At 64.4% G+C, this 12,901-nt stretch carries 8 protein-coding genes; 3 read left to right on the top strand and 5 right to left on the bottom strand.

Going from position 1 to position 12,901, the window contains the following annotated elements:
- Positions 1-85: 85 nt before the first annotated feature.
- The 5 genes from zapE to typA all read right to left on the bottom strand — a co-directional run bounded on the left by zapE (position 86) and on the right by typA (position 9,220).
- Entirely contained in the window at positions 86-1,183 is a 1,098-nt protein-coding gene (gene zapE / locus SY91_RS10280) for a cell division protein ZapE (protein ID WP_006476155.1), read from the bottom strand.
- A gap of 100 nt (positions 1,184-1,283) precedes the next feature.
- Positions 1,284-2,714 (bottom strand): dihydrolipoyl dehydrogenase, encoded by a 1,431-nt coding sequence (lpdA, locus tag SY91_RS10275; protein ID WP_023474802.1) that lies wholly within the window; start codon positions 2,712-2,714, stop codon positions 1,284-1,286.
- Between the two features lie 81 nt (positions 2,715-2,795).
- Positions 2,796-4,076 (bottom strand): 2-oxoglutarate dehydrogenase complex dihydrolipoyllysine-residue succinyltransferase, encoded by a 1,281-nt coding sequence (gene odhB / locus SY91_RS10270; RefSeq protein ID WP_011545266.1) that lies wholly within the window; start codon positions 4,074-4,076, stop codon positions 2,796-2,798.
- 135 nt (positions 4,077-4,211) lie between these two features.
- Positions 4,212-7,076, bottom strand: a complete 2,865-nt coding sequence (locus SY91_RS10265) for a 2-oxoglutarate dehydrogenase E1 component (protein ID WP_023474804.1) — start codon at positions 7,074-7,076, stop codon at positions 4,212-4,214.
- Between the two features lie 317 nt (positions 7,077-7,393).
- Complete coding sequence (gene typA, locus SY91_RS10260) at positions 7,394-9,220, bottom strand: translational GTPase TypA (RefSeq protein ID WP_023474805.1); 1,827 nt, start codon at positions 9,218-9,220, stop codon at positions 7,394-7,396.
- Between the two features lie 330 nt (positions 9,221-9,550).
- Between typA and SY91_RS10255 the strand changes: the two genes are divergently transcribed.
- The 3 genes from SY91_RS10255 to SY91_RS10245 all read left to right on the top strand — a co-directional run bounded on the left by SY91_RS10255 (position 9,551) and on the right by SY91_RS10245 (position 12,893).
- The gene (locus SY91_RS10255; protein WP_011545265.1) at positions 9,551-10,042 is read left to right on the top strand and encodes a MarR family winged helix-turn-helix transcriptional regulator; all 492 of its coding nucleotides are present in this window, start codon (positions 9,551-9,553) and stop codon (positions 10,040-10,042) included.
- Positions 10,043-10,129: 87 nt separating this feature from the next.
- Positions 10,130-11,626: an efflux transporter outer membrane subunit gene (locus SY91_RS10250; RefSeq protein ID WP_011694271.1), complete on the top strand. Its 1,497-nt coding sequence runs from the start codon at positions 10,130-10,132 to the stop codon at positions 11,624-11,626.
- A gap of 52 nt (positions 11,627-11,678) precedes the next feature.
- Positions 11,679-12,893, top strand: coding sequence for an HlyD family secretion protein (locus SY91_RS10245; RefSeq protein ID WP_006476162.1), 1,215 nt, complete (start codon positions 11,679-11,681; stop codon positions 12,891-12,893).
- Positions 12,894-12,901: the final 8 nt, after the last annotated feature.

Raw genomic sequence — 12,901 nt, 5'->3', positions numbered from 1 at the left:
GACAAATCCGAAAATACCCGTAGATCGACTTGATTTAACCGAAATTGACGTTTAAATCCCGCCAATTACCCAAGCCCGCATCCACTCAGGTCAACGACGTATCGACGATGCGGCGCGGTGTTTCGAGATACTCCTTCGACTGCATCTCGACGATGCGCGAGACCGTACGCGCGAATTCGTTGGCCATCGGGCCTTCGACGTACAGTTCCTCGGCCGGCACCGCCGCGGACATCAGCAGCTTGACCTTGTGGTCGTACAGCACGTCGATGAGCCACGTGAAGCGGCGCGCCTCGGACGCCATCCGCGGCGACATCTGCGGCACCTCGGACAGCACGATCGCATGGAAGCGGCTCGCCAGTTCGAGGTAGTCGTTCTGCGAACGCGGGCCGCCGCACAGCGTCGCGAAATCGAACCACACGACGCCGTCCGCCTTGCGCAGCGCCTTCAGTTCGCGCTTCTCGATATGCAGGATCGGGCTCTCATCGGGCACGGCCGCGAGCTTGCCGAATGCATGGCGCAGTTCGCGATCGGCATCCGCGCCGAGCGGCGTGTGATACATCTTCACCTGCGCGAGCGTGCGCTGGCGATAATCGACCCCCGCATCGACGTTGAGCACGTCGAGCTTGTCCTTGATCAGCGCGATTGCCGGCAGCATGCGGTCGCGATGCAGGCCGTCCGGATACAGATCGTCGGGATCGTAATTCGACGTCATCACGAACTGCACGCCGTTGTTGAACAGACGATCGAGCAGGCGGTACAGGATCATCGCGTCGGCGATGTCCGACACGTGGAACTCGTCGAAACAGATCAGCCGGTAACGCTTCGCGATGCGTCGCGCGAGTTCGTCGAGCGGATCGGCCTGCCCTTTCAGTTCCTCGAGTTCGCGGTGCACTTCACGCATGAATTCGTGGAAATGCAGGCGCGTCTTGCGCTGCACGGGCACCACCGCGTAGAAGCTGTCCATCAGGAAGCTCTTGCCGCGACCGACACCGCCCCACATGTAGACGCCGCGCGGCAGGTCCGGGTGATTGATGAGCTTCTTGAACGCGTTCGAGCGACGCGCCTTGTAGTCGACCCATTCGTCGAAGCAGCGCTGCAGGCGATCGACGGCCGCGCGCTGAGCGGGATCGGACTGATAGCCGCGCGTGGTCAGTTCGCGCGTGTAGTATTCGGTGACGTTCATCGGGGCAAACCGGAAAAAACAAAGGCGAGCGGGAAAAACCCGCCCGCCTTCGTCATGAGACGGTTGCGCCAGCCGATGGCCGGCCGGCGCTATACCGCGCTCAGCTGTTCAGCGAGCGCTTGTCGACCGCGAGCGCCGCTTCGCGCATCACTTCCGACATCGACGGGTGCGGATGGCAGATGCGGGCGATGTCTTCCGACGCCGCCTTGAACTCCATCGCGACCACGGCTTCCGCGATCAGGTCCGACGCGTTCGCGGCGATCACGTGCACGCCGAGCAGCTCGTCGGTCTTCGCATCCGCGATCATCTTCACGAAGCCGTCCGGCGCGTTCATGCCGAGCGCGCGGCCGTTGATCGAGAACGGGAACTTGCCCGTCTTGATCTCGCGGCCTTCCGCCTTCAGCTGCTGCTCCGTCTTGCCGACCCATGCGATTTCCGGGTACGTGTAGATCACCCACGGAATGCAGTTGTAGTCGATGTGCGGCTTCTGGCCGTCGATCACTTCCGCGACCAGCACGCCTTCGTCTTCCGCCTTGTGCGCGAGCATCGGGCCACGCACCACGTCACCGATCGCGTACACGTTCGGCACCGCCGTGCGGCAGTGGTCGTCCACGTCGATGAAACCACGCTCGTTCGCCTTCAGGCCGATCGCCTCGAGGCCGAGGTTGTCGGTGTTCGGCACGCGGCCGACCGACACGATCAGGCGGTCGGCGTCGAGCGTCTGCGCGTTGCCGTCCTTGTCCGTGTAGGCGATCGACACGCCGTCGGCGGTCGTCTTCACGTCGCCGATCTTCACGCCGAGATGGATGTCGAGGCCCTGCTTCTTGAACAGCTTGGCCGCTTCCTTCGCGAGTGCCTCGTCGGCTGCGCCGAGGAACGCCGGCAGCGCTTCGAGCACCGTCACGTCGGCACCCAGGCGACGCCACACCGAGCCGAGCTCGAGGCCGATCACGCCCGCGCCGATCACGGCGAGCTTCTTCGGCACCGCGTCGAACGTCAGCGCACCTTCGTTGTCCGACACGATCTTGTTGTCGACCGGGATGTTCGGCAGGTGACGCGCCTTCGACCCCGTCGCGATGATCACGTTCTTCGCGGTGACGACTTCGGCTTCACCCTCGCCGCTCACTTCGATCTGCACGCCGGCGTCGGTCTTGCCGGTGAACTTGCCATGGCCCTTCAGCCAGGTGATCTTGTTCTTCTTGAACAGGAACTCGATCCCGCTCGTCATCTTCTCGACGATCGCATCCTTGCGGCCGAGCATCTTCGCGACGTCGATCTTCACGCCGTCGACCGTGATGCCGTGGTCGGCCAGGTGGTGCGACGTGTTCTCGAACTCTTCCGACGACGCGAGCAGCGCCTTCGACGGGATGCAACCGACGTTCAGGCAGGTGCCGCCGAGCTTCAGCGCGCCGGCCGGGTTCTTCCACTTCTCGATACAGGCAACGGTCTTGCCGAGTTGCGCGGCGCGAATCGCGGCGATGTAGCCGCCAGGGCCGGCGCCGATCACGACGACGTCAAATTCCTTGGACATGACAATCCTTTCTACTTGTACGCCCGCAGGTTCGCACGTGGGCGCGAACCTGCGGAACGGGTCGATGCGGTGAGACTCGGCTTACAGGTCGAGCAGCAGGCGTGCCGGATCTTCCAGCGCATCCTTCATCGCGACGAGCGACAGCACGGCTTCGCGGCCGTCGATGATGCGGTGGTCGTACGACAGCGCGAGGTAGTTGATCGGGCGGATCACGATCTGGCCGTTTTCGACGACCGGGCGCTCCTTCGTCGCGTGCACGCCGAGGATGGCCGACTGCGGCGGGTTGATGATCGGGGTCGACAGCATCGAGCCGAACACGCCGCCGTTCGAGATCGAGAACGTACCGCCCGTCATTTCCTCGATCGACAGCTTGCCGTCCTTCGCCTTCTGGCCGAATTCGGCGATCTTCTTCTCGATCTCGGCGAGGCTCAGTTGATCCGCGTTGCGCAGGATCGGCACGACCAGGCCGCGCGGCGAACCGACCGCGATACCGATGTCGAAGTAGCCGTGGTAGACGATGTCGTTACCGTCGATCGATGCGTTCACGAGCGGGAACTTCTTCAGCGCATGGACGGCCGCCTTCACGAAGAACGACATGAAGCCGAGCTTCACGCCGTGTTCCTTCTCGAACTTGTCCTTGTACTTGTTGCGCAGTTCCATGACCGGAGCCATGTTCACTTCGTTGAACGTCGTCAGGATCGCGTTGGTCTGCTGCGATTCGAGCAGACGCTCGGCGATACGCGCACGCAGGCGCGACATCGGCACGCGCTGTTCCGGACGGTCGTTCAGCCAGGTCGCTGCCGACGCCGGCACCTTCACTTCCGGCAGCGCCGGCTTCGCGGCGGCGGTCTTCGCCGGTGCGGCGGCCGGAGCAGCCTTCGGTGCGCTGCCTGCTGCCAGCGCGTCGCCCTTCGTGACGCGGCCGTCGCGACCCGAACCTGCGACGTCGCCCGTCGACAGGCCCTTCTCGGCCAGCAGCTTCGCTGCTGCCGGCGATGCGGCGGCCGAGCTCGATGCCGTTGCGGCTGCCGGCTGAGCGGCCGGTGCGGCGGCGGCTGCAGGCGCGGCTGCCGGTTTGACTTCGGCGGCGCCTGCCGCTGCTTCGGCAGCACCTGCCTTCGCTTCGGTGTCGATCGTCGCGATGATCTGGTCGGCCACGACCGTGTCACCGTCGTTCTGCAGCACTTGCGCGAGCACGCCCGCTGCCGGCGCCGGCACTTCGAGGACGACCTTGTCGGTCTCGAGTTCGATCAGGATTTCGTCCTGCGCGACTGCTTCGCCCGGCTTCTTCTTCCACTGCAGCATGGTGGCTTCCGACACCGACTCCGACAACTGGGGGACTTTGACTTCTACGATAGCCATGTGATTTTCCTGGATGCTTAATCTGGGGTGTGACGAGGTTCGTGCGATTCCTTCGGCCGGTGCGGCGCGCGAAGCGCCCGGCGGGCCAAAAGGAACGGGAAAGCGCCGCGCGCCTTCCCGTTTCGCTTCCGTCGGTTATTTCGCGATCGATGCGCTCTTCAGGCGGCCGAATGCCCCTTCGATCAGGGCCTTCTGCTGCTCGTAGTGCTTCGCGTAGTAGCCGACCGCCGGCGAGGCCGAAGCCGGACGGCCGCTGTATGCCAGCTTCTGCCCTTCCTTCATGCCTTCCTTCAGGTGGTGCTCGACGTAGAACCAGGGACCCTGGTTCTGCGGCTCGTCCTGCACCCAGACCACTTCAGTCGCGTTCTCGTACTTCTTCATTTCGGCTTCGAACTGCTTGTGCGCGAACGGATACAGCTGCTCGATACGGATAATCGCGACGTCGTTCGCCTTCGCTTCGCGGCGATGCGCGACGAGGTCGTAATACACACGGCCCGAGCACACCAGCACGCGCTTGACCTTCTTCGCGTCGATGCCGCCGTCGGTTTCGCCCAGCACCGGCTGGAACGAGCCCTTCGCGAGTTCCGACAGGTCCGACACCGCTTCCTTGTGACGCAGCAGCGACTTCGGCGTCGCGACGATCAGCGGCTTGCGGAACAGGCGGATCATCTGGCGACGCAGCAGGTGGAAAATCTGCGCCGGCGTCGTCGGCTGGACGACCTGCATGTTGTGGTCGGCACACAGTTGCAGGAAACGCTCGATACGCGTGGACGAGTGTTCCGGACCCTGGCCTTCGTAGCCGTGCGGCAGCAGCATCGTGAGACCCGACACGCGGCCCCACTTCACTTCGCCCGACGAGATGAACTGGTCGATCACGACCTGCGCGCCGTTGACGAAGTCGCCGAACTGCGCTTCCCACAGCACGAGCGTGTTCGGCTCGGCGGTCGAGTAACCATATTCGAAGCCCAGCACCGCTTCTTCCGACAGCACCGAGTCGATCACCGTGAACTTCGCCTGACCGTCGGCGATGTTCTGCAGCGGCACGTACGTGCCGTCGTTCCAGCGCTCGCGGTTCTGGTCGTGCAGCACCGCGTGACGGTGCGTGAACGTGCCGCGGCCCGAGTCCTGGCCTGTCAGGCGCACCGAGTAGCCCGATGCGACGAGCGACGCGAATGCGAGGTGTTCGCCCATGCCCCAGTCGAGCGGCTGGTCGCCGCGCGCCATGTTGCGGCGGTCGTTGATCACGCGCTCGACGAGCGGGTGAACCTTGAAGTTTTCCGGGACCGTCGTGATGCGTTCGCCCAGGCGCTTCAGTTCGGCGAGCGGCACGGCCGTGTCGGCTGCGTCCGTCCACTTGCGGTTCAGGAACGGCACCCAGTCGACCGCGTACTTGCTCTTGTAGTTCGACAGGACCGGATCGACGGTGTGGTGGCCGTCGTCCATCGCCTTGCGGTACGCCTTCACGTAGTTGTCGGCGTCTTCCGCGGTGATCACGCCCTGCTGCACGAGCTTCTCGGCGTACAGCGCACGGGTGCCCGGGTGCTGCGCGATCTTCTTGTACATCAGCGGCTGCGTGACCGCCGGCGTGTCCTGCTCGTTGTGACCCAGCTTGCGGAAGCAGACGATGTCGATCACGACATCCTTGTGGAACTGCATCCGGTAGTCGATCGCGATCTGGATCGCGAGCACGACGGCTTCCGGATCGTCGCCGTTCACGTGCAGCACCGGCGCCTCGATCATCTTGACGACATCGGTACAGTACAGCGTCGAGCGCGCGTCGCGCGGGTCGGACGTCGTGAAGCCGATCTGGTTGTTGATGACGATGTGCAGCGTGCCGTGGGTGCCGTAACCGCGCGTCTGCGCGAGGTTCAGCGTTTCCATCACGACGCCCTGGCCGGCAAAGGCCGCGTCGCCGTGGATCTGCACCGGCAGCACTTGCAGGCCGTCTTCGTCGCCGCGACGGTCCATCCGCGCCTTCGCGGAACCTTCGACCACCGGGTTGACGATTTCGAGGTGCGACGGGTTGAACGCGAGCGACAGGTGGACCGGCCCGCCTTCCGTCGACACGTCCGACGAGAAGCCCTTGTGGTACTTCACGTCACCGGCCGGCAGGTCGTCGACGTGCTTGCCTTCGAATTCGGCGAACAGGTCGGCCGGCATCTTGCCCAGCGTGTTGACCAGCACGTTCAGACGGCCGCGGTGGGCCATGCCGATGATGATTTCCTGCACGCCGCTCTTGCCCGCGTGCTGGACGACTTCGTCCATCGCGGCGATGAAGCTTTCGCCGCCTTCGAGCGAGAAGCGCTTCTGGCCGACGTACTTGGTATGCAGGTAGCGCTCGAGGCCTTCGGCGGCCGTCAGGCGATTCAGGATGTGCTTCTTCTTCTCGATCGAGAACGACGGCGTCGCGCGGGTCGATTCCAGGCGCTCCTGCCACCAGCGCTTCTGTTCCGGGTCGCTGATGTACATGTACTCGGCGCCGATCGTGCCGCAGTACGTGTCGCGCAGACCCTTGACGATGTCACGCAGCGAAGCCTGGTCGAAACCGAAGTACAGGTTGCTTGCGCTGTAGGTCTGGTCGAGGTCGCCTTCGGAGAAGTCGTAGAAAGCCGGTTCGAGTTCGGGAATGGCGGGACGTTCGCGACGCTTCAGCGGATCGAGGTTGGCCCATTGCGAGCCGAGGAAGCGGTAGGCGCTGATCAGCGACTGGACGTGCACCTGCTTGCGTGCGGTCGCGAGATTGCTGGTGCTTTCACGGGGGATGAAGGCATTGGCCTTCGCACGCTCGGCGAACGATTCGACGATCGGGAAGTGAGCGACGTCATTGGCATTCGAGCCGTCGGTTGCAGGCACGTTCTGCAACGCGTCGAAATACTCGCGCCAGTTCTCCGGCACCGATGCCGGATTGTTGAGGTATGCATCGTACAGTTCTTCAACGTACGAAGCATTGCCGCCGAACAGATAGGAGTTCAGCTGAAACTGCTTCATTACATCTGACATTTTACGCTCACCTTTCTTCGAGCTTCTCGAGAAATAGCGGGTTACTCAACCTTCCGCGACACGGCCTGACCGTTTAGCGGATTGCGAATCAAGTCTTGCTTGGAAGGACCTAAAACTTGCGTGCGCGCAGCATATCACAGAACCGATACCGGAGTTCACGGCGAAATGTGCCTGAAAGCGCCGCGCGGCGGGGTTTTGCCGGATTGCGGCGACCTGCGGGAACAGTGTTTTGCAGGCAATCCGGTTGCACGACGCGCAGATGCAAAAAAGGCTGCCCGAAGGCAGCCTTTTTCGTCGTGCTCGGGAACGATCGATGCTCAGTCGACCGCACCTTCGCGGCTCGCGCGGCGACGCTCGTGCTCCTTCAGGAAGCGCTTGCGCAGGCGGATCGACTGCGGCGTCACTTCGACGAGCTCGTCGTCGTCGATGAATTCCACCGCGTATTCCAGCGACATCTGGACCGGCGGCACGAGACGCACGGCCTCGTCGGTGCCCGACGCGCGCACGTTGGTCAGCTGCTTGCCCTTGATCGGGTTCACGACGAGGTCGTTGTCGCGGCTGTGGATGCCGATGATCATGCCCTCATACAGCGCGTCGCCCGGCTTCACGAACATGCGGCCGCGATCCTGCAGCTTCCACAGTGCGTAGGCAACCGCAGCGCCGTCGTCCTGCGAGATCAGCACGCCGTTGCGGCGCTCGAAGACCGAGCCGTCCTTGACCGGCGCGTACGAGTCGAAGATGTGGCTCATCAGGCCCGTGCCGCGCGTGAGCGTCAGGAATTCGCTCTGGAAGCCGATCAGGCCACGTGCCGAGATCTTGTACTCCAGGCGCGTGCGGCCGCGGCCGTCCGACGCCATGTCAAGCATTTCGCCCTTGCGGCGGCCGAGCTCTTCCATCACACCGCCCTGGTGTTCGTCCTCGACGTCGACCGTCAGCAGCTCGTACGGCTCGTGACGCACGCCGTCGATTTCCTGCATCACCACGCGCGGACGCGACACGGCCAGCTCGTAGCCTTCGCGACGCATGTTCTCGACGAGAATCGTCAGGTGCAGTTCGCCGCGGCCCGACACTTCGAACACGGTTTCGTCACCGGTATCCTTCACGCGCAGCGCGACGTTGTGGTTCAGTTCCTTCATCAGACGGTCGCGGATCTGGCGGCTCGTCACGAACTTGCCTTCGCGGCCGGCGAGCGGCGACGAGTTGACGAGGAAGTTCATCGTCAGCGTCGGTTCGTCGACGGTGATCATCGGCAGCGCTTCCGGCGTATCGACAGCGCAGATCGTCGCGCCGATGCCGACGTCTTCAATACCGTTGATCAGCACGATGTCGCCCGCTTCCGCCGAGTCGACCTGCACGCGCTCCAGCCCCTTGAACGACAGCACCTGGTTGATCTTGCGGTTCAGCACGTCGCCTTCCGGGCCGAAGCGCATCACGACCGGCTGGCCCGGCTTGATGCGGCCGCGCGTGATGCGGCCGACGCCGATCCGGCCGACGTACGTCGAATAGTCGAGCGACGTGATCTGGAGCTGCAGCGGCGCTTCCGGATCGGCCGGGCGAACCGGCACGTGCTCGAGGATCGCCTCGAACAGCGGACGCATGTCGCCTTCGCGCGCGGCCGGGTCGAGCGACGCGTAGCCGTTCAGGCCCGACGCGTAGACGATCGGGAAGTCGAGCTGCTCTTCGGTCGCACCGAGCTTGTCGAACAGGTCGAAGGTCTGGTTGATCACCCAGTCGATCCGCGCGCCCGGGCGGTCGATCTTGTTGACGACGACGATCGGCTTCAGGCCGAGCGCGAGCGCCTTCTTCGTGACGAAGCGCGTCTGCGGCATCGGGCCCTCGACCGCGTCGACGAGCAGCAGCACCGAGTCGACCATCGACAGCACGCGCTCGACTTCGCCGCCGAAGTCCGCGTGCCCCGGGGTGTCGACGATGTTGACGTGCGTGCCTTCGTATTCGACCGCGCAGTTCTTCGCGAGAATCGTGATCCCGCGTTCCTTTTCGATGTCGTTCGAATCCATCACCCGCTCCGCAATCTGCTGGTTGTCGCGGAAGGTGCCGGACTGGCGGAGCAGTTGGTCGACGAGCGTGGTCTTGCCGTGGTCGACGTGGGCGATGATGGCGATATTGCGAAGGGCGCGGGTCATAGAAACCTGGAAATCCGTTTGAACGCGCAAACGCGCGCGCTCGTTTTTCACGGGCGCGCGCCGTTGCAGCTTGGTGAGCCTCAAATTATAGCACGGGCGAGTGGCGAGAGCTGGCCTACACGTTGCAACGCAACAAAACGGGCCGCCCCGCCCTCCGCTCCCGACCCGGTCGAGCCTCTTCCGCACCACGACTGGCGCGCCGAAAAACCTTATCGAGACAAGGGATTCTCGCCGGACGGAGCGCGCGTTTCGCGGTTCGATTAACATTTGCCGCGGCAAGCAATTGTGCCTATACTGCTGCCTAGTCAACTATTGCAGCTTCAGGGTTTTATGTCGGATTCTCCTACCCCACCGCCCGTTTCGCCGCTCTCTACGTATCAGATGAACGACAGCGTCGGTTATCTGATGTCGCGCGTGAAGTCGGTGATGACCAATCTCGTCACGCAGCGCACGCAGGAAGAGCTGGGCATCACGGGCACGCAAGCGAGCATGCTGTTCATGATCGCGGTCGGCAAGTGCTCGACGGCCGCCGAACTCGCACGCGAATACGGCATCGACGCAAGCGCGGTCACGCGCCTGCTCGACCGGGTCGAGAAACGCGGCCTGCTGTCGCGCGTGCGGAGCGTCGAGGATCGGCGCGTCGTGCGGCTCGAGCTCACCGACGAAGGCCGCGCGCTGGCCGAACGGCTGCCGCCCATTTTCCGCAGCGTGCTCGACCAGGTGCTGGACGGGTTTACGCCGGAAGAAGTCGGGTTCCTGAAGAGCATGCTGCGCCGCATTCTCAGCAACTATTGCGAGACGACCGGCGGTAGCATCACGTAATAGTTGCCATAACAATTACTTTTGACAGATTAATGTAAGGAAATCCTTGCAGTGTCCATCATTCATTCCGAGTCAGGGGTTAGCGCGATGAAAACCTCCCCGTTGTCCGTGCGCGCCGGGTCGTGCCGTGCCGCCGTCGCCGCCGCGGTCGCCGCGCTGGCGCTGGCGGGCTGCGCGAATTACATCGGCATCAAGAGCGACAAGCAGATCGCCCCCGCGTCGCAATTCGAATCCGCCCAGAGCCTGCCGGCCCAGGGCGGCCAGTGGCCGGCGCTCGACTGGGCCAACCAGTTCGGCGATCCGCAACTGCCGAAGCTGATCGACGAAGCGCTGCAGGGCAACCCGTCGATCGCGCAGGCCCAGGCGCGCATCGCGAAAGCCTCGTCGTACATCGAATCGTCCCGCTCGAACCTGATGCCGAAGGCCGAAGCCAGCTATTCGTGGACGCGCGAGCTGTATTCGTCGAATGCACTGTTCCCGCCCCCATACGGCGGCCAGTGGTACAGCGAGAACAATGTGCTCGCGAGCGCCTCGTGGGAACTCGATCTGTGGGGCAAGAACCGCGAACGCCTGCACACGGCCGTATCGCAGGAAAAAGCCGCCGAAGCCGACATGCAACAGGCGCGCATCACGCTCGCGTCGTCGGTCGCGCGCACTTACAACTCGCTCGCGCAGCTCTATGCGCTGCGCGACATCGCGCAGCGCGAGATCACCAACCGCGAGACGGTCGGCAAGATCACCGACGGCCGCGTATCGGCCGGCCTCGACACCAACGTCGAGCGCCAGACGGCCCGCGGCAACATCGCGACGACCCAGGCTTCGCTGTCGGACCTCGACGGGCAGATCACGACGGTGCGCTACCAGCTCGCCGCGCTGCTCGGCAAAGGCCCGGATCGCGGGCTGCAGATCGCGGCGCCCGTGCTGAACCCGAGCGGCGACGTCACGCTGCCCGGCAACCTGCCAGCCGATCTCGTGTCGCGCCGCCCTGACATCGTCGCCGCGCGCTGGCAGGTCGAAGCCGCGATGCACGACGTGAAGGAAGCGAAGGCCGAGTTCTACCCCGACGTGAACCTCGCGGCCGGCTTCGGCTTCGATGCGTTCGGCTGGGGCAAATTCCTGAACTTCGCGAGCCGCCAGGCGCAGTTCGGCCCGGCGATCCACCTGCCGATCTTCGATGCCGGCGCGCTGCGCGCCCAGCTCAAGGGCCGCTACGCCGACTTCGACCTGTCGGTCGCGAACTACAACCAGACGCTGATCAGCGCGCTGAACGACGTCGCGACGCAGGTCGCGTCGATCCGCGCGATCGATCGGCAGATGGGCGACGCCCAACGTGCGCTCGACGCGTCGACGCGCGCGTACGATCTCGCGGTCATCCGCTACAAGGCCGGCCTGTCGCCGCAACTGCAGGTGCTGACGGCGGACAGCAACCGCCTCGCATCGGAGCAGACGGTGACCAACCTGAAGATGCGTCGCCGCGACATGCAGCTCGCGCTGATCAAGGCGCTCGGCGGCGGGTTCGACGCAACCGGCACGCCGCTCGCCGCGCCCGATGCCGCCACGCCGACCAAACAGGCCGCCAACTGAGCCGGCGCCACCACTACGCAGACACTCGAAATAACGGACGGAGAAAATCGCCATGAGCGACCAACAAAACGCCGCCAGCGCGCAGCCTCAGAACAACGGCAAGCGCAAACGAATGATGACGCTGCTCGTCGCGGTCATCGTGATCGCGGCCATCGCATACGGCCTGTACTACTTCCTCGTCGCCCGCTTCCATGAAGACACCGACGATGCATACGTGAACGGCAACGTCGTGCAGATCACGCCGCAGGTCACCGGCACCGTGATCGCCGTGAAGGCGGACGACACGCAAACGGTCAAGGCCGGCGATCCGCTCGTCGTGCTCGACCCGGCCGATTCGCAGGTCGCGCTGCAACAGGCGGAAGCCAACCTCGCGCAGACGGTGCGCCAGGTGCGCGGCCTGTTCGTCAACGACGACCAGTACCGCGCGCAAGTCGCACTGCGCCAGTCCGACCTGTCGAAGGCCCAGGACGATCTGCGCCGCCGCCTCGCCGTCGCGCAGACCGGCGCCGTGTCGCAGGAAGAAATCTCGCACGCCCGCGACGCGGTGAAGGCCGCGCAGGCATCGGTCGACGCCGCGCAGCAACAGCTCGCATCGAATCGCGCATTGACCGCGAACACGACGATCGCATCGCACCCGAACGTGATGGCCGCCGCCGCGAAGGTGCGCGACGCGTACCTCGCAAACGCGCGTAACGTGCTGCCGGCGCCGGTCACCGGCTACGTCGCGAAGCGCTCGGTGCAGGTCGGCCAGCGCGTGTCGCCCGGCAACCCGCTGATGTCGGTGGTGCCGCTCAATGCCGTGTGGGTCGACGCGAACTTCAAGGAAGTCCAGCTGAAGCACATGCGCATCGGCCAGCCGGTCGAGCTGACGGCCGACATCTATGGTTCGTCGGTCACGTACCACGGCAAGGTCGTCGGCTTCTCGGCCGGCACGGGCTCGGCGTTCTCGCTGCTGCCGGCGCAGAATGCGACCGGCAACTGGATCAAGGTCGTGCAGCGCCTGCCGGTGCGGATCGAGCTCGATCCGAAGGATCTCGACAAGCATCCGCTGCGTATCGGCCTGTCGATGCAGGTCGACGTGGACATCAAGGACGAACGCGGCGACCAGCTCGTCAACGCGCCGAACACCGTCTACGAGACCAACGTGTTCGCGAAATACGGCGACGAGGCCGACGCCGAAATCGCGCGCATCATCGCCGAGAACGCGGGCGGCAACGCATCGGCGCCGGTCGCGGCGAAGCAGAACACCGCCGCGAAAATGATGTAACCGTTCCG

The sequence above is a fragment of the Burkholderia cenocepacia genome, assembly GCF_014211915.1.
Taxonomy (GTDB): Bacteria; Pseudomonadota; Gammaproteobacteria; order Burkholderiales; family Burkholderiaceae; genus Burkholderia; species Burkholderia orbicola.
This window is presented reverse-complemented; position numbering and strand designations above follow the sequence as displayed.